The organism is Pseudomonas sp. FW300-N2A2 (assembly GCF_017351735.1).
In the GTDB taxonomy this organism is placed as follows: Bacteria; Pseudomonadota; Gammaproteobacteria; order Pseudomonadales; family Pseudomonadaceae; genus Aquipseudomonas; species Aquipseudomonas migulae.
On the sequence record NZ_JACNDU010000005.1, the window covers coordinates 101,779 to 119,545 of the forward strand.

Consider the following 17,767-nt stretch of genomic DNA (forward strand, 5'->3'; position numbering starts at 1 on the left):
CTGCTGAATACTGCCGGGTTCGGGCATTATGTCGAGCTCAGTGCGAGCATGGATGAGGATATGAGCCGTTATCAACCACCGTTGACCCTGACCACCAAGATGCTCACGTTGATTGCCGAAATCAGTGAGCGGATCGGTCAACTTTCGGCTGTGGATGATCGACGGCAGACGCCTCAACTGCGGCGGGGTAATCGGATTCGCACGATTCAGGCTTCATTGGCGATCGAGAACAATACCCTGAGCATCGAGCAGGTGACTGCTGTTTTGGCAGGGCAGCGAGTGCTGGGATTGCCTCGGGAAATCCAGGAGGTGCGTAATGCCTTCACGGCTTACGAAGCCATGCCGGATTGGCAGCCGAGTAGTCGTGTTGATCTGCTTCGGGCGCATGAGTTACTGATGGGCGGCTTGATTGACGACTGTGGGCAGTTTCGCCGAGCCGGTGTGGGCATTTACCGTGGCGAGAAATTGGTTCATATGGCACCGCCACCGAGCCGCATTACGCATTTGATGGATGATTTGCTGGCGTGGCTCGGCGATTCTGATTGGCATCCGTTGATTATCAGTTGTGTCTTCCACTATGAATTCGAGTTCATCCATCCCTTCGCCGACGGCAATGGACGTATGGGGGGTCTTTGGCAGACATTGATTCTCAGTCGGTGGCGCCCGGTGTTGGCTTATTTGCCGGTCGAAGCCGTGATTCGAGAGCAGCAGGATGCTTATTACGCGGCGTTATCGGCAGCCGACCAAATGGCCGAGTCGACGCCTTTTGTCGAGTTCATGCTGCAAGCGTTGAGCCTTGCGCTTGATGAGGCGGTTAGAACCGAGCCGGTAACCGACCAAGTAGCCGACCAAGTAACCGACCAAGTAGCGAAACTGCTTCGTGCTCTTTGCGGAAGCGCTCCTGTGAAGGTTAACGATCTGATGGCCGAGCTCGGATTGGCTCACAAGGCGACATTTCGGGCCAACTACCTCAAGCCTGCATTGGTAGAAGGCTTGATTGAGATGACTGATCCTGATTCCCCCCGTAGCCCGGTGCAACGCTACCGCTTGACCGCGCAGGGCGAGCTTGTTGCAGCACGGTGCAGATCCAGGTAGATGCGCCATAAAAAATGCCCGCATTTCTCAATGCGGGCATTTTCGTTTTCGCCTCAGACAGGCTTATTGATCATCAAAATACCGCTCATGCCAATCCACCAACGGCTGTGGCGAGTTGAGCTTCTGGCCGTAGATCACCGAGTACGACAGCACGTTTTGCACGTACTGGCGGGTTTCGTCGAACGGAATGCTTTCCACCCAGACGTCGAAGCTCAGGTGATCCGCACCGCGCAGCCACTGACGCACGCGCCCCGGGCCGGCGTTGTAGGCGGCGGAGGCGAGGACGCGGTTGCCGTTGAACTGGCTGTGCACCTGGCTGAGGTACGCGGCGCCGAGCTGGATGTTCTTGTCCGGATCGAACACCTGCTGTGGCGAGGCCAATGGGATGCTGAACTTGCGTGCGGTTTCCTTGGCGGTGCCCGGCATCAGTTGCATCAGGCCGCTGGCGCCTACGCCTGAGCGGGCGTCGGCCATGAACGCGCTTTCCTGGCGAGTAATGGCGAATACCCAGCTCGAATGCAGGCCGCGAACCTTGGCTTCGCGCACGAGGGTTTCGCGGTGGGCCATCGGGAAGCGGATGTCCAGATCGTCCCAATACTGCGCCTGACTGATGGTGCGGATCGCCGGGAAATACCATTTCAGGTCGTAGGCCAGTTTGGCCTGGGCGACCATTTCGTCACGGTTGAAGTGGCGGCTGACGTGATACCACTCGCGACGCCCATCGACGATCTGCCCGCGCGCATGGAATTCCAGGGCGCGACGCACGCCCGGCGTGTTGCGAACCTTGTTGATCAGCGCCTGGCTCAATACCAGCGGCTTGTTGTTCAGCGAGTAAGGCAACTGCGAACGGTCGGCAGCGAGGAAACCGTAGAAGTCACGTTCACGAGCGAGGCCTTTATAAAGTGTCTGCGCCTCCGGGTTCTGCGGTTGCGCCAGTTCCAGGCTACGGGCCTGCCAGTAACGCCAGCGGTTGGTGGTCGCCAGGTCCTGGGGCAAACGACGGGTCAACTGATAGGCATCGTCCCAGCGGGCCAGGCGCAGCAGCAGGCGCAAGCGCCACTCGGACACGGTGTTGTCACGCAATTCCGGGTCGTACTTGGTCATCACGTCCAGCGCGCGACTGTCGAAACGGCGAGCGAGGGTCAGGCCGATTTCCCGGGCGATCGCGACTTTTTCGTCACGGGAGAAATGCATGCTGCTGGCGTAACCGTCGAGCAACGCCATGGCCTTGTCCGGGTCTTGCTTGGCCAGGCGGCGCAGGCCGAGGCTGACAATGTCGGACATCGGTTCGTCGGCCGGTGTGAAACGCGACGGCTGGTTGAGCAATTCGGGTTTCTGCGCCACGTCCACCAGTAAACGGCCGCGAGGGGCGAGGGTGGTCAGGCCGTTGACCAGGCTGTTGGCCAGCGGATAGTTGCGCGCCTGGGCGGCAAGCTTGGTGCGTTCCCAACGTTTCTGTTCGGTCAGTTGGCCTTCGGCAGCCCAGACCCCGAACAAGCCGTCGCACGCCGCAGGCAGGGATTTGCCAGTCAGCCAGAGCTTATTGGCGTTGGCGTAGCCTTCGGATTTCAGGTTGTGCCCGATCTGGTACTGCGCGTTCAGGCAGTCCAGCTCGGTGAAATTCAGCTTGGGATCGTAGTACTTGACGAAAGTCGCCCATTCGCCGCGATCGGCCAGCCAGCGCAACCAGCGCAATTTCATCCAGTTGGCTTGCGGCAAGTCACCGTGTTCGGCGAGGAATTTTTCGATCTCGGCGTTGCTCGCCGTTTTCAGGCGTGCGGTCAGTTCGTCATAGGCCAGGTACGGCTCCAACGGGTAGTCGCTGAGCGCCTTGCTATAACGGAAGTACGGGCCGGTATCCCCCTTGGCCAGGGCGCGCTTGGCTTCATCGTAATACTGGCGTTGGGTGGACAGGTCCACCGCCTGGGCAGTTTGAACGGCAGCGGCAGAGAGAAGAAAGCAGGATAAAAGACTGAAAAGGCGACTGCGCATGAGACGTCCGGGCAGAGAAATCATGACAAGTGCGAGGCATGCCCGCACTGAATAATCTGTAGCTTAGCCTTTTGCCAGCAACCGGCGAAAGCTTTGCGGGCCTGTCAGCATCAGTTCGCAACATTTGTCATGCAGAGTGCCCCGAAGGTGAAATTGCCGGCCTTCTGAAGCCTCAAGTCAGGTAGAATGCGCGCCCGGTTTTTGGAGAAGCTCATGACCCTGCTCAAATTCAGCGATGTGTCCCTTGCTTTCGGCGCTATGCCGTTGTTGGACAAGGTGTCCTGGCAGATCGCCCGTGGTGAGCGGGTGTGCATCATCGGCCGCAATGGCACTGGCAAGTCCAGCATGATGAAGCTCGTCAAGGGCGACCAGAAGCCTGACGACGGCTCCGTGTGGCGCGCACCCGGCCTCAAGATTGGCGAATTGCCGCAAGAATTGCCGGTAGCCGACGAGCGGACCGTGTTCGACGTAGTGGCTGAAGGCCTGGACGGTGTCGGTGCGCTGCTTGCCGAATATCACCACCTGAGCCAGAACATCGTCACCGACGCCGACCTGGACAAGCTGATGCACGTCCAGCACGACCTCGAAGCCCGCGACGGCTGGCGTTTGCAAACCCTGGTCGACAGCACCCTCAGCCGCCTGCAACTGCCGGCCGACAAGACCCTCGCCGAATTGTCCGGCGGCTGGCGTCGTCGCGTCCTGTTGGCGCAGGCGCTGGTGTCCGAGCCCGATCTGCTGCTGCTCGACGAACCAACCAACCACCTGGACATCGGTGCGATTGCCTGGCTCGAAGAAGCGCTGAAGGATTTTCAGGGTGCCGTGCTGTTCATCACGCACGACCGTTCCTTCCTGCAAAACCTCGCGACCCGCATTCTTGAACTGGATCGCGGTGGCCTGATCGACTGGAATGGCGACTACGCCAGTTTCCTGGTGCACAAAGAAGCCGAACTGGCCGCCGAGGCCACCGCCAACGCGTTGTTCGACAAGAAACTGGCCCAGGAAGAAGTCTGGATCCGCCAGGGCATCAAGGCCCGTCGCACCCGTAACGAAGGCCGCGTCCGTGCACTGAAAGCATTGCGCGTCGAACGTAGCGAGCGTCGTGAGCGCACCGGCAAGGCCAACATTCAGCTGGATACCGCTGACAAGTCCGGCAAGCAGGTGATGGTCCTCGAGAACGTGAGTTTCGCTCACCCGGGCGGTCCGTTCCTGATCAAGGATTTCTCGATGGTCCTGACGCGCGGCGACCGTATCGGTCTGCTTGGCGCCAACGGTACCGGCAAGACCACGCTGCTGAAGCTGATGCTCAGCGGTCTGCAACCGACCAGCGGCAAAGTGGAAGAGGGCACGCGCATCGACGTGGCGTACTTCGACCAGTTGCGCCATCAGCTGGACCTGGAAAAGACCGTGATCGACAACGTGGCCGAAGGTCGCGACTTCATCGACATCGATGGTCAGAGCCGTCACGTGCTGAGTTACCTCGGCGACTTCCTGTTCAGCCCGCAGCGTGCCCGCACGCCGGTCAAGGCGCTGTCAGGTGGTGAGCGTGCGCGTCTGTTGCTGGCGAAACTGTTCAGCAAACCGGCCAACCTGCTGGTCCTCGACGAACCGACCAACGACCTCGACGTGGAAACGCTTGAACTGCTGGAAGAGGTTCTGCTGACCTTCAACGGCACCGTGCTGATGGTCAGTCACGACCGGGCATTCCTCGACAACGTGGTCACCAGCACGCTGGTCTTCGAAGGTGAAGGCAAGGTTCGCGAATACGTCGGTGGTTATCAGGACTGGCTGCGTCAGGGCGGTTCGCCGCGCCTGCTGGGCGTGACCGAGAGCAAGTCTGGCAAGGCCGACCTGACGTCGGCGGTCGTGACGGCTGAGCCTGCACCGATTGCGGCGGCGGTCGAAGCGCCGGTGGCGAAGAAGAAACTCAGCTACAAGTTGCAGCGTGAGCTGGAAATGTTGCCGAGCCAGATCGAAGCCATGGAGCAGCAGATCGCCGTCGTTGAGGCCCAGATGGCCGATGCTGGCTTCTATCAGCGTCCTGCTGCCGAGACGGCCGCTGTGATCGCTCAGTTGGAGCAGTTGCAGGCTGAGCTCGACGTGATGGTCGAGCGTTGGGCCGAGCTGGATGCCTGATTGATCCTGCAATAAAAAAGCCCGGCGCTCAGTGATGAACGCCGGGCTTTTCGTATGCAACACAATCTGGAGTTATCGCAAGGCCCCTGTGGGAGCGAGCCTGCTCGCGATTGCAGTTGGACATTCAACGAATCGTCGACTGTTGCACCGTAATCGCGAGCAGGCTCACTCCCACATTGGGAAGGTGTTATCAGCTTTTGTTTTGCAGGCGCACGGCAAGTACGTCGCAAGGTGCGCCGTGCAGTACGTCATTGGCGGTGGAGCCCAGCAGCAATGCCAGGCCATGCCGGCCATGGCTGCCCACCACGATCAGGTCGCAGGTCTGCTCTTTGGCCAGGTGATGAATCTCCTGGCGTGGCTGGCCGTAGGTCAGGTGGCTGTACTCTTTGGAGAGTTCCGGGTACTTCACGATCAGCCGGTCAAGACGTTCCTTGGCCTGATCGAACTGTTGCTGCTGCAACTGGGAAAGGTCCATCGGCACGTCGCCGCCAAAGGCCATGGCCATCGGCTCGACAATGTGCACCAGGGACAGTTTCGCGCCGTTGCTCACCGACAGTTCGCGAGCTCGGTGGATGACAGGGTCGCACTCTTCGGTCAGGTCTACAGCGACCAGAATGTGGTTGTAGGGCATGAGGTGCTCCTCCTGAGGATTGCAATATTGGTAAGTATGGCTGGTTTCAAGCGCAGTGTTTTCAAAGTGACTCAAAGCGCTCATCAAGAATCGGGAGTACAGATATGACGGTCTGGATAGTGGTGTCAATCCTGTTGGTGGTTCTCAGTCCGCTGGCGTGGTTGCGTCCGTCCCGTGGGCAGAGCGGCCGCATGGCCCTGCGCATGGAGGCGCGACGCATCGGGCTGGCCATGCAGCTGGCGCCTCAGGAGTGGCCGCACTGGCTGAGCCAGGAACCGCCGAGCCCTTGCGCGCAGTACCATCGACCGCGTCGCGGCAATCAGCCTGCGTGCTGGAGTTACTGGCAAAAGTCGCCGGGTGTTTGGGTGAATCAGTGGCAGGAGGTCTGCGAGGATCCGGCATTGCTGATTCATTTCGAAAAGTTGCCGGCCAACGTCTACAAGGTCGAAGCGGACAAGCAGATGATCACGTTGTACTGGGGCGAGAAGGGCGAAGCGACAGTTTTGCAACAAATCGATGCGACCCTCAAGGCTCTCGCCTGACCCCCGATCCCCTGTAGGAGCGAGCGGTGCGGCGATCCGACTTGCCCGCGAAGGCGTCCAACCTGACACACCGCTTTCGCGGGCAAGCCTCGCTCCTACGATTGTCCAGGCAATAAAAAGCCCGACATTCAACATCGGGCTGGAGTTGGCCAGGCAGGCCGGTAATTCGCTGTGCGCTGATCTTACGCCGGGCATTCGCCGACGCGTTCATATTTTTTCCTCAACCTCCCGCCCAGCGTAGCCCGTTAAACAAAGGCTGCCGTGAATTAGGGCGACTTTTCTAACTATTGATTCTATGAATGGCCTCACATGCAGCCGGGTGTTGCAGGTCTTCGTGTTACGGAAATGACCGGAAAGTCGCGTTTCAACCCGTGTTTTGGGCGATTGACAATTGTCGGAAATTCCGTGAAGGTGACGTACCCAAATCAAACGGGCGTATGAATTGAGCGTTTGTATTTCAGATCGCTCCTACAGAATCCCGACTATCGCGTTGGCGGGTGTGCCGGGTGGATTGGCGTAGCATCGACGATAAACGTCACTGCCAAGCCATTCGCCTGCTTCCGACGTGTACTGTTCAGCTTCCATATCGTGGAGATCAGTTGATGATTTACGAAGGTAAAGCCATCACGGTTAAGGCTCTTGAAAGTGGCATCGTCGAATTGAAATTCGACCTCAAGGGTGAGTCCGTCAACAAGTTCAACCGTCTAACCCTGAACGAACTGCGTCAGGCCGTAGACACCATCAAGGCAGATGCTTCGATCAAGGGTGTGATCGTCAGCAGCGGCAAGGACGTGTTCATCGTCGGCGCCGACATCACCGAATTTGTCGAGAACTTCAAGCTGCCGGATGCAGAGCTTGTCGCTGGCAACCTCGAAGCCAACAAGATTTTCAGCGATTTCGAAGACCTCAACGTCCCGACTGTCGCCGCGATCAACGGCATCGCCCTGGGTGGCGGTCTGGAAATGTGCCTGGCGGCGGACTACCGCGTCATGTCCGTCACGGCCAAGATCGGTCTGCCGGAAGTCAAGCTGGGCATCTACCCGGGTTTTGGCGGCACTGTACGCCTGCCGCGCCTGATCGGTGCCGACAACGCCATCGAGTGGATTGCCGCCGGTAAGGAAAATCGTGCTGAAGACGCGCTGAAAGTCGGCGCAGTCGATGCAGTGGTTGCCCCTGAGAAGTTGCAGGAAGCCGCTCTGGAACTGATCAAGCGCGCCATTTCCGGCGAGTTCGACTACAAAGCCAAGCGTCAGCCGAAGCTGGAAAAGCTGAAACTGAACGCCATCGAACAAATGATGGCTTTCGAAACCGCCAAAGGTTTCGTGGCAGGCCAGGCAGGCCCGAACTACCCGGCACCGGTCGAAGCGATCAAGACCATCCAGAAAGCTGCGAACTTCGGTCGCGACAAAGCGCTGGAAGTCGAAGCCGCCGGTTTCGTCAAACTGGCCAAGACCTCTGCCGCGCAGAGCTTGATCGGTCTGTTCCTGAACGACCAGGAACTGAAGAAAAAGGCCAAGGCCTACGACGAAATCGCCAAAGACGTGAAGCAGGCTGCCGTATTGGGCGCCGGCATCATGGGTGGCGGTATCGCTTATCAGTCGGCCTCCAAAGGCACGCCGATCCTGATGAAAGACATCAACGAGCACGGCATCGAGCAAGGCCTGGCTGAAGCCGCCAAGCTGCTGGTCGGTCGCGTTGATAAAGGTCGCATGACCGCGGCGAAAATGGCCGAAGTGCTCAACGGCATTCGTCCGACCCTGTCCTACGGCGACTTCGGTCACGTGGATCTGGTGGTTGAAGCGGTCGTCGAGAACCCTAAGGTCAAGCAGGCTGTGCTGGCTGAAGTGGAAGACAAGGTCAAAGAGGACACCATCCTCGCGTCCAATACCTCGACCATTTCCATCACTTTGCTGGCCAAAGCCCTCAAGCGTCCGGAAAACTTCGTCGGCATGCACTTCTTCAACCCGGTGCACATGATGCCGCTGGTTGAAGTGATTCGTGGCGAGAAGTCCAGCGAGCTGGCCGTTGCCACTACCGTTGCCTACGCCAAGAAAATGGGCAAGAACCCGATCGTCGTCAACGACTGCCCGGGCTTCCTGGTCAACCGCGTCCTGTTCCCGTACTTCGGCGGCTTCGCCAAACTGGTCAGCGCCGGTGTGGACTTCGTCCGTATCGACAAGGTCATGGAAAAATTCGGCTGGCCGATGGGCCCGGCGTACCTGATGGACGTGGTCGGCATCGACACCGGCCACCACGGTCGCGACGTTATGGCTGAAGGCTTCCCGGACCGCATGAAAGACGACCGCCGTTCGGCTGTCGACGTGCTCTACGAAGCCAAGCGCCTGGGCCAGAAGAATGGCAAGGGCTTCTACGCCTACGAGACCGACAAGAAGGGCAAGCAGAAGAAAGTTGCCGACCCGTCGGTACTGGAAGTGCTCAAGCCAATCGTCTTTGAACAGCGCGAAGTGACTGACGAAGACATCATCAACTGGATGATGATCCCGCTGTGCCTGGAAACCGTGCGCTGCCTGGAAGACGGCATCGTCGAAACCGCTGCCGAAGCCGACATGGGTCTGGTCTACGGTATTGGTTTCCCTCCATTCCGTGGCGGTGCGCTGCGCTACATCGATTCGATCGGTGTTGCCGAGTTCGTTGCCCTGGCTGACCAGTACGCTGATTTGGGCGCGCTGTACCACCCGACCGCAAAACTGCGTGAAATGGCCAAAACCGGCCAACGGTTCTTCGGTTAAGCGTCCCAACTTTTGAGCGAGAGTGAAATTTTATGAGCTTGAATCCAAGAGACGTCGTGATTGTCGACTTCGGTCGTACTCCGATGGGCCGCTCCAAGGGCGGCATGCACCGCAACACCCGTGCTGAAGATATGTCGGCACACCTGATCAGCAAATTGCTGGAACGCAACGTCAAGGTCGACCCGAACGAAGTCGAAGACGTGATCTGGGGCTGTGTGAACCAGACCCTGGAGCAGGGCTGGAACATCGCTCGCATGGCGTCGCTGATGACTCAGATCCCGCACACCGCTGCCGGCCAGACCGTCAGCCGCCTGTGCGGCTCGTCGATGAGCGCTCTGCACACTGCTGCGCAAGCGATCATGACCGGCAACGGTGACGTATTCGTCGTCGGCGGCGTCGAGCATATGGGCCACGTGAGCATGATGCACGGTGTCGATCCGAACCCGCACATGTCGCTGTACGCGGCGAAAGCCTCGGGCATGATGGGCCTGACCGCTGAAATGCTCGGCAAAATGCACGGCATCACTCGCGAACAGCAGGACGCTTTTGGCGTGCGCTCCCACCAGCTCGCCCACAAGGCGACTGTGGAAGGCAAGTTCAAAGACGAAATCATCCCGATGCAGGGCTACGACGAGAACGGTTTCCTGAAACTGTTCGACTACGACGAAACCATTCGTCCGGAAACTACCCTGGAAAGCCTGGCGGCGTTGAAGCCAGCGTTTAACCCGAAGGGTGGCACCGTGACAGCCGGTACTTCGTCGCAAATCACCGATGGTGCTTCGTGCATGATCGTGATGTCGGCGCAGCGTGCACAGGACCTGGGTATCCAGCCTCTGGCGGTGATTCGTTCGATGGCAGTGGCAGGTGTGGATCCGGCAATCATGGGCTATGGTCCAGTACCGGCAACACAGAAAGCACTGAAGCGCGCGGGCCTTGGCATCAACGATATCGACTTCTTCGAGCTCAACGAAGCTTTCGCCGCACAGGCCCTGCCAGTGCTGAAAGATCTGAAAGTGCTCGACAAGATGAACGAGAAGGTTAACCTGCACGGCGGCGCGATCGCCCTGGGTCACCCGTTCGGTTGCTCCGGTGCGCGTATCTCCGGCACTTTGCTGAACGTGATGAAGCAAAATGGCGGCACCTTCGGGGTAGCCACCATGTGCATTGGTCTCGGCCAAGGCATCTCCACCGTCTTCGAACGCGTTTAAGCGTTCCGTTGACGGAAGCCGGGGCCAAGTGCCCCGGTTTTTGTTTTTCCGGATTTATTTTGTTTTTATTTTGAAAAAATTTGAGTGAGGGCCAAACCATGCCGATACAACCTGGGCTCTACCAACATTACAAAGGTCCGCAGTACCGCGTATTCAGTATTGCGCGGCATTCGGAAACGGAAGAAGAAGTGGTCTTCTACCAAGCCCTGTATGGCGATTACGGCTTTTGGGTGCGCCCCTTGAGCATGTTCCTGGAGTCGGTCGAGGTTGACGGTGAACAGGTGCCACGCTTTGCTTTGGTGCAAGCCGAACCGAGCCTTTTTACCAAGCCATAAGCTGAGAGCGCGCAGAACCCTGCGCTTGACCTCACCTTGTAGCCACTATATATAGCGGTGCCGCGTCAGGCGCCAACCGCCTTTCACTTCTAGAATTCAGGAATTTTCTGATCCATGGGCAAATCGCTGGTCATTGTGGAATCCCCGGCTAAGGCCAAGACCATCAACAAGTATCTGGGTAACCAATACGTGGTGAAGTCGAGTATCGGCCATATCCGAGACCTGCCCACCAGCGGTTCGGCTAGCGCCAGCAAAGAGCCAGCCGCCAAGCGCGGCAAAGCCGCTGCGGGTGAAGGTCCGGTGCTCTCGCCTAAAGAGAAAGCGCGCAAGCAGCTGGTCTCGCGCATGGGTGTCGATCCCGATCATGGCTGGAAAGCCAAGTACGAGATCCTCCCGGGCAAGGAAAAGGTTATCGAAGAGCTGCGCCGGCTCGCCAAGGATGCTGACACCATCTATCTCGCAACCGACTTGGATCGCGAGGGGGAAGCCATTGCCTGGCACCTGCGCGAAGCCATCGGTGGTGACGACAGCCGCTACAAGCGCGTGGTGTTCAACGAAATCACCAAGAAAGCGATTCAGGAAGCCTTCTCCAAACCAGGCGAGCTGGACATCGACCGTGTCAACGCCCAGCAGGCGCGTCGTTTCCTCGACCGCGTGGTGGGTTACATGGTTTCGCCGCTGCTGTGGGCCAAGATCGCCCGTGGCCTGTCCGCCGGTCGCGTGCAATCGGTTGCCGTGAAGCTGGTGGTCGAGCGTGAGCGTGAAATCCGCGCGTTCATCCCGGAAGAGTACTGGGAAGTCCACGCTGACCTCGGCACCGCCAAGGGCGCTACCGTGCGTTTCGACGTCGCTCGCGAGAAGGGCGAAGCGTTCAAGCCGCTGAACGAAGCCCAGGCCATGGCCGCGCTGGAAAAGCTCAAGGCTTCCAGCTACAGCATCGTCAAGCGCGAAGACAAACCGACCAGCAGCAAGCCGTCGGCACCGTTCATCACGTCCACCCTGCAGCAGGCCGCGAGCAACCGCCTGGGCTTCGGCGTGAAGAAAACCATGATGATGGCCCAGCGCTTGTACGAAGCCGGCTACATCACTTATATGCGTACCGACTCCACCAACCTCTCGGCCGATGCCGTGACGATGGCGCGTACGTATATTGAAGGTGAATTCGGCAAGAAGTACCTGCCGGAAACCCCGAACGTCTACAGCAGCAAGGAAGGCGCACAAGAGGCTCACGAAGCGATTCGTCCGTCTGACGCCAACACCGAGCCAAGCAAGCTGTCGGGCATGGAGCGTGATGCAGAGCGGCTTTACGAGCTGATCTGGCGCCAGTTCCTCGCCTGCCAGATGCTGCCGGCGCAATACCTGTCGACCACGGTCACTGTCGGTGCCGGCGATTTCGAGCTGCGCGCCAAGGGCCGTATCCTCAAGTTCGACGGTTACACCCGCGTCATGCCGCAAATCGCCAAGCCTGGCGATGACGACGTGCTGCCGGACATGGCCCAGGGCGACGCGATGAAGCTGATCAAGCTTGATCCGACCCAGCACTTCACCAAGCCGCCGGCGCGTTACTCGGAAGCGAGCCTGGTGAAAGAAATGGAAAAACGCGGTATCGGTCGTCCTTCGACCTACGCGGCGATCATTTCGACCATCCAGGACCGTGGTTATGTAGCGCTGCACAACCGTCGTTTCTACTCGGAAAAGATGGGTGACATCGTCACCGAGCGTCTGTCCGAGAGCTTCTCCAATCTCATGGATTACGGCTTCACCGCCGGCATGGAAGAGAATCTCGATGACGTGGCCCAGGGCGAGCGCGACTGGAAAAACGTGCTGGACGAGTTCTACGGCGACTTCAAGAAGAAGCTTGAAGTGGCCGAAAGCCCGGAAAGCGGCATGCGTGCCAACCAGCCGGTAATGACCGACATTCCGTGCCTGACCTGTGGCCGTCCGATGCAGATCCGTACCGCATCGACCGGCGTGTTCCTCGGTTGCTCGGGTTACAGCCTGCCGCCGAAAGAGCGCTGCAAGGCCACCGTCAACCTGGTGCCGGGTGATGAAATCGCCGCGGACGACGAGGGTGAGTCGGAATCGCTGGTGCTGCGTGGCAAGCATCGTTGCCCGATCTGCAGCACGGCGATGGACGCTTACCTGCTCGACGAGAAGCGCAAGCTGCACATCTGCGGCAACAACCCGGATTGCGACGGCTACGAAATCGAAGAGGGCACATATCGCATCAAGGGCTACGAAGGTCCGAGCCTGGAATGCGACAAGTGTGGCAGCGAGATGCAGCTCAAGACGGGCCGTTTCGGCAAGTTCTTCGGTTGCACCAACGCAACGTGCAAGAACACCCGCAAACTGCTGAAAAGCGGCGATGCTGCACCGCCGAAGATGGATCCGGTGAAGATGCCTGAGCTGAAATGCGAAAAGGTCAACGACACTTATATCCTGCGCGACGGGGCTTCCGGCCTGTTCCTGGCCGCCAGCCAGTTCCCGAAAAACCGCGAGACCCGTGCGCCGCTGGTCATGGAAATCATCCCGCACAAGGATGAGATCGATCCGAAGTACCACTTCCTCTGTGAAGCGCCGAAAAAGGACCCGGACGGTCTCCCTGCCGTGATCCGTTACAGCCGCAAGACCAAAGAGCAGTACGTGCAGACGGAAGTCGACGGTAAGCCGACTGGCTGGAAAGCGTATTACGACGGCGGCAAGTGGACGGTTGAAGACAAGCGTCCAGCAGCCAAAGCTTAAACAGCGCTGTACTTGAAAGGCCGCATGACAACCCTCGGGTTTTCATGCGGCCTTTTTGTTTGGGGCTTGCGGTGTGCTTGGGTGATCCACGACACTGTCTGACCTGCGTGAAGCAATTATTTCGTTGTGGAGGCTGCCGTCATGGCCCACGAACTCTATACCCGTACCAATCAGAAGATTTATTTCGCCGGCCTGTCGCTGGAAGCGCTTGCCAAGGCTGAAGAGGGGCGGGCGATGAACTCCCTGGCGCTGATTCAGGCCGGGCGCGAATCGGCGTTGTTTCACTTGTACGGTGCGTTGCTGGGGCTGTGCCATGAAATTGCCGGTTTCTATCGCTTGCCTCAGGCCAATGCGCCTCGGGCGGAGATGTTGCTGACTCGGGAAGTGCTGGAAGCCATTGCCATTCCCGAAATGGCCGAGATGGTCGAGTTGGCGCAAAACCCGGAAACCTGGCTGGCCAAGCTGCTGTCGGCTCATGCTGCGTTGTTCCAGCCGCCGCGTGCACCGCACAAACCCAAGGGCGACGTGACACAGCCGCTGATCCTGGCCGTTAATCTGGATGAAGAAGATTCGCCGGAGGAGCTGAGCCGGGAGGAGTTGGAGAGCTGGCGTCAGAACCTGAAAGGCCTGGCGATTCGTTTTCGCGAAGGGTTGAACGAGTGCTGAAGGATTGAGTGTTTAACGGAGGGTCCGACGGGCTGTCCGTTTCAGGGATGAGTGCTGTGAGAAATGTCTCTTCGTAATGGCATCTGGTCAAGATCCCGAGCGAAGCCTGTCCGATGCCTATATAATCGCCGCCTTTCGTGGAGAACAGACCTTTATGCCAACGTCCTTTCTAGAAATTGTCGAGTTACCAGACGGCCGAATCGAGCTGCGCAGGGCCGAGGACGAGGGTTCTCTGGTTACTTTGGATTTCTCTGAGGATGCCAAAGCGTTCCTGCAGGGCCAACACGTGGAAGTCGCCAAGGCGATGTTGAGCGTCGGCGTTCAGATGGCTGGCCGCTTGGTTGAAGGTGATTTCAATACGGATGAGAGCTCACGGGTCCTTCATTGATCCCGCTCGTCGCTTTTTCCTGATACCGCTACAGACCGGCTTCTCTATCCTTGGAGAAGCCCCGCGCAGTTCAGTGCGTGCTTCGTTTAACCCAGTCGAATGTTCAGGCTTTGTGCGTCCCCGGTCCGGGCGGCGCTGATCAACTGTTGCCGTGAAGTGGTGCTCAGTGGATTGAGCCAGCTGACGACCGTGTGGCTGCGACCCAGACGCAACGCTTCGCAGGTCAGCTGTTGTGCACTCTGGGTGCCGCGCGGTTGCAGCAACAGAATGCGTTCACGATTCAAGCCGGCGTCTCGAAGCCAGGTTTGTGTCAGGCTGGCCGGCGGGGCGATCAATGTCAGCCAGCGCGCGTCCTGATCCTCGCTCAGTTCCCTGAGGATCGGTGCCAGAAGGCTCAGGCAGTTCCCGGCCGCACCACGCAATGACAGCTCACTGAAAACTTCAGGTTCGGCGCTCCAGGGCGACTCGACCACATCCTTCAGAATCGGTGCCATCGGCTGCACCATGAACGCCTCGAACAACGGCAGTTGGGCTTGCTGTGATGTGTGTGGGAACTGCATAAAGCCTCCTTTAGCGGCGAATGACGCCGACACTCAAGCCTTCGATCACCAGTTCCTGATCTTTCAGGTTCACTTCGATAGGGGCGAATTCAGGGTTTTCTGCAATCAACCAGACTTTGCTGCCGTCACGCTTGAAGCGTTTGACCGTTACTTCGTCGCCGATCCGCGCCACCACGATCTGGCCGTTGCGGGCCTCACGGGTGGTATGGACAGCGAGAAGGTCGCCGTCGAAAATGCCCACGTCCTTCATGCTCATGCCGTGAACGCGCAGTAAATAGTCAGCGCGAGGATGGAAAAAGGCAGGGTTGATGTTGCAGGATTCTTCGATGTGCTGCTGGGCAAGGATCGGTGCACCGGCAGCCACTCGGCCAATGATGGGCAGGGTGGATTCGTCGGCCTTGGCTTCGAAACCAGGGATGCGAATGCCGCGGGATGCGCCCGGCGTCATCTCGATCGCACCCTTGCGAGCCAGCGCCTTGAGGTGTTCTTCCGCTGCGTTGGGCGACTTGAAACCCAGTTCCTGAGCGATTTCCGCGCGGGTCGGCGGGTAGCCGTTGTCTTCCAGGCAGCGTTTGATGAAGGCCAGAATCTCGGCTTGGCGTGGCGTCAGCTTTAGCATATTGATCGCTCTGTCTTTTTATACAGTGACTGGGATTATATACAGTGAAAGCGACTTGGCAATGCCCCTTTTTTTACCGGCCGCCAGACGGTCGATCAGCCGGCTGATTAAAGCGTCGTCGTTGTATGGTTAAATAGCTGACCGGCCATTCCCAAAACGAACCGCCAGACTTGACAAGGCCTGGACTGAAACGTATGTTTCAAACAAGTGTTTGTCAGGCGGAGTAGCCATGGCCCAGTCGGAAACCGTTGAACGCATTCTTGATGCTGCCGAGCAGTTGTTCGCGGAAAAAGGTTTCGCAGAAACCTCGTTGCGTCTGATCACCAGCAAGGCCGGTGTCAATCTGGCGGCGGTGAACTATCACTTCGGGTCGAAGAAGGCGCTGATTCAAGCCGTCTTCTCGCGCTTTCTCGGGCCTTTCTGTCTAAGCCTTGATAAAGAGCTGGAGCGGCGTCAGGCCAAGCCCGAGAACAAGCCGACACTTGAAGAGCTGCTGGAAATTCTCGTCGAGCAAGCCCTGGTGGTACAGCCACGCAGCGGCAACGATCTCTCTATTTTCATGCGTTTGCTGGGGCTGGCGTTCAGTCAGAGCCAGGGTCACCTGCGTCGTTATCTGGAAGACATGTACGGCAAGGTATTCCGTCGCTACATGATGCTGGTCAACGAAGCCGCGCCACGCATTCCGCCGATCGAGCTGTTCTGGCGTGTGCACTTCATGTTGGGTGCGGCAGCATTCAGCATGTCCGGTATCAAGGCCTTGCGTGCGATTGCCGAGACCGATTTCGGCGTCAACACCTCCATTGAGCAAGTGATGCGCCTGATGGTGCCGTTCCTGGCTGCAGGCATGCGCGCCGAAACCGGCGTGACCGACTCGGCCATGGCCACTGCGCAATTGCGTCCGCGCAGCAAATCGACACAGGTTGCCGCCAAGGTTTAACCGCGCACGGGTGGGCGCGGCAGCTGACATCCGCTAAGCTAGCCGCCCATGCCGACTCTCGTTCTGAACCCGCTCCCCATTGATGTCGCCGACCTGCCGGGCAAAGCCCGCGGCGGTGAGCGCGTGCGAGCCGGGTTTATCGTTATCAAGGAATCTCTATGACTGCTGGCCTGCAAGGCTCGTTGATGGTGGACGTCGCCGGTACCTGGCTGACGGCTGAAGATCGCCAATTGTTACGCCAACCGGAAGTGGGCGGCCTGATCATTTTTGCCCGCAACATCGAACACCCGCGCCAGGTGCGTGAACTGAGCGCCGCCATCCGCGCCGTTCGACCTGATCTGCTGCTGGCAGTGGATCAGGAGGGCGGGCGGGTGCAGCGCCTGCGCCAGGGCTTCGTGCGACTGCCGGCCATGCGCGCCATTGCCGACAACCCGAACGCCGAATACCTGGCCGAGCAGTGCGGCTGGATCATGGCGACCGAAGTGTTGGCCGTCGGCCTCGACCTGAGCTTTGCCCCGGTTCTGGACCTGGATTACCAGCGCAGCGCCGTGGTCGGTACCCGTTCGTTCGAAGGTGACCCGGAACGCGCCGCGCTGCTGGCAGGTGCATTTATCCGTGGCATGAACAGCGCCGGCATGGCCGCCACCGGTAAACACTTCCCCGGCCACGGCTGGGCGGAGGCCGATTCCCACGTCGCGATCCCGAATGACGAGCGCAGCCTCGATGAAATCCGCACCAACGACCTGGTGCCGTTTGCCAAATTGAGCAAGCAACTGGCCGCCGTGATGCCGGCCCATGTCATTTATCCACAAGTCGATTCCCAGCCGGCCGGCTTCTCCCGCCGCTGGTTGCAGGACATCCTGCGCGGCGAGTTGCAGTTCGACGGCGTGATCTTCAGCGATGACCTGTCGATGGCCGGCGCTCACGTGGTCGGCGATGCTGCCAGCCGTATCGAAGCCGCGCTGAGCGCTGGTTGCGACATGGGCCTGGTGTGCAATGACCGCGCCGCTGCGGAGCTCGCGCTGAGTGCCGCCCAGCGTCTGAAGGTCAAGCCGTCCGAGCGCATTGCGCGGATGCGCGGCCAGTCGTACGCCAGCACTGAATACCGTCAAGACCCGCGCTGGCTGACGGCCATTGGTGCGCTCAAAGACGCTCAACTGATTGAATAA

The 17,767-nt window shown here is 59.0% G+C and carries 15 protein-coding genes; 11 read left to right on the forward strand and 4 right to left on the reverse strand.

Annotation, left to right across the window (positions count from 1 at the left end):
- Positions 1–60 precede the first annotated feature (60 nt).
- Complete coding sequence (locus J4E42_RS09610; protein ID WP_207285081.1) at positions 61–1,095, forward strand: Fic family protein; 1,035 nt, start codon at positions 61–63, stop codon at positions 1,093–1,095.
- A gap of 63 nt (positions 1,096–1,158) precedes the next feature.
- Here the strand turns inward: J4E42_RS09610 and J4E42_RS09615 are convergent, their stop codons facing one another.
- Positions 1,159–3,087, reverse strand: a complete 1,929-nt coding sequence (locus tag J4E42_RS09615; protein WP_008037718.1) for a transglycosylase SLT domain-containing protein — start codon at positions 3,085–3,087, stop codon at positions 1,159–1,161.
- A gap of 213 nt (positions 3,088–3,300) precedes the next feature.
- On the opposite strand from J4E42_RS09615, the gene J4E42_RS09620 reads away from it, so the two are divergent.
- A complete protein-coding gene (locus J4E42_RS09620) occupies positions 3,301–5,220 on the forward strand; it encodes an ATP-binding cassette domain-containing protein (protein WP_207285083.1) in 1,920 nt (639 codons plus the stop codon).
- Between the two features lie 190 nt (positions 5,221–5,410).
- Here the strand turns inward: J4E42_RS09620 and J4E42_RS09625 are convergent, their stop codons facing one another.
- Complete coding sequence (locus tag J4E42_RS09625; protein ID WP_008028495.1) at positions 5,411–5,851, reverse strand: universal stress protein; 441 nt, start codon at positions 5,849–5,851, stop codon at positions 5,411–5,413.
- Between the two features lie 104 nt (positions 5,852–5,955).
- Between J4E42_RS09625 and J4E42_RS09630 the strand changes: the two genes are divergently transcribed.
- The 7 genes from J4E42_RS09630 to J4E42_RS09660 all read left to right on the forward strand — a co-directional run bounded on the left by J4E42_RS09630 (position 5,956) and on the right by J4E42_RS09660 (position 14,482).
- Positions 5,956–6,393 carry a hypothetical protein gene (locus J4E42_RS09630; RefSeq protein ID WP_008028493.1) on the forward strand — a complete coding sequence of 146 codons (438 nt, stop codon included), beginning with the start codon at positions 5,956–5,958 and terminating at the stop codon, positions 6,391–6,393.
- Between the two features lie 602 nt (positions 6,394–6,995).
- A complete protein-coding gene (fadB, locus tag J4E42_RS09635) occupies positions 6,996–9,143 on the forward strand; it encodes a fatty acid oxidation complex subunit alpha FadB (RefSeq protein ID WP_207285084.1) in 2,148 nt (715 codons plus the stop codon).
- Positions 9,144–9,175: 32 nt separating this feature from the next.
- On the forward strand, positions 9,176–10,351 hold the full coding sequence (fadA, locus tag J4E42_RS09640; protein ID WP_008028488.1) for an acetyl-CoA C-acyltransferase FadA: 1,176 nt from the start codon (positions 9,176–9,178) through the stop codon (positions 10,349–10,351).
- Positions 10,352–10,449: 98 nt separating this feature from the next.
- Positions 10,450–10,686: a DUF1653 domain-containing protein gene (locus J4E42_RS09645; RefSeq protein WP_008028485.1), complete on the forward strand. Its 237-nt coding sequence runs from the start codon at positions 10,450–10,452 to the stop codon at positions 10,684–10,686.
- Between the two features lie 114 nt (positions 10,687–10,800).
- Complete coding sequence (gene topA, locus J4E42_RS09650; RefSeq protein WP_008037710.1) at positions 10,801–13,428, forward strand: type I DNA topoisomerase; 2,628 nt, start codon at positions 10,801–10,803, stop codon at positions 13,426–13,428.
- Between the two features lie 141 nt (positions 13,429–13,569).
- Entirely contained in the window at positions 13,570–14,094 is a 525-nt protein-coding gene (locus J4E42_RS09655; protein WP_008028481.1) for a DUF6586 family protein, read from the forward strand.
- Positions 14,095–14,248: 154 nt separating this feature from the next.
- Positions 14,249–14,482 (forward strand): hypothetical protein, encoded by a 234-nt coding sequence (locus tag J4E42_RS09660; protein ID WP_008028479.1) that lies wholly within the window; start codon positions 14,249–14,251, stop codon positions 14,480–14,482.
- Between the two features lie 86 nt (positions 14,483–14,568).
- Here J4E42_RS09660 and sulA read toward each other — a convergent pair whose 3' ends face one another.
- Both sulA and lexA read right to left on the reverse strand, forming a co-directional pair.
- A complete protein-coding gene (gene sulA / locus J4E42_RS09665; RefSeq protein WP_008028477.1) occupies positions 14,569–15,042 on the reverse strand; it encodes an SOS-induced cell division inhibitor SulA in 474 nt (157 codons plus the stop codon).
- Between the two features lie 10 nt (positions 15,043–15,052).
- A complete protein-coding gene (lexA, locus tag J4E42_RS09670) occupies positions 15,053–15,661 on the reverse strand; it encodes a transcriptional repressor LexA (RefSeq protein ID WP_007944149.1) in 609 nt (202 codons plus the stop codon).
- Between the two features lie 229 nt (positions 15,662–15,890).
- On the opposite strand from lexA, the gene J4E42_RS09675 reads away from it, so the two are divergent.
- Both J4E42_RS09675 and nagZ read left to right on the forward strand, forming a co-directional pair.
- The gene (locus J4E42_RS09675) at positions 15,891–16,598 is read left to right on the forward strand and encodes a TetR/AcrR family transcriptional regulator (protein ID WP_008037709.1); all 708 of its coding nucleotides are present in this window, start codon (positions 15,891–15,893) and stop codon (positions 16,596–16,598) included.
- Positions 16,599–16,756: 158 nt separating this feature from the next.
- Positions 16,757–17,767 (forward strand): beta-N-acetylhexosaminidase, encoded by a 1,011-nt coding sequence (gene nagZ, locus J4E42_RS09680; protein ID WP_008037708.1) that lies wholly within the window; start codon positions 16,757–16,759, stop codon positions 17,765–17,767.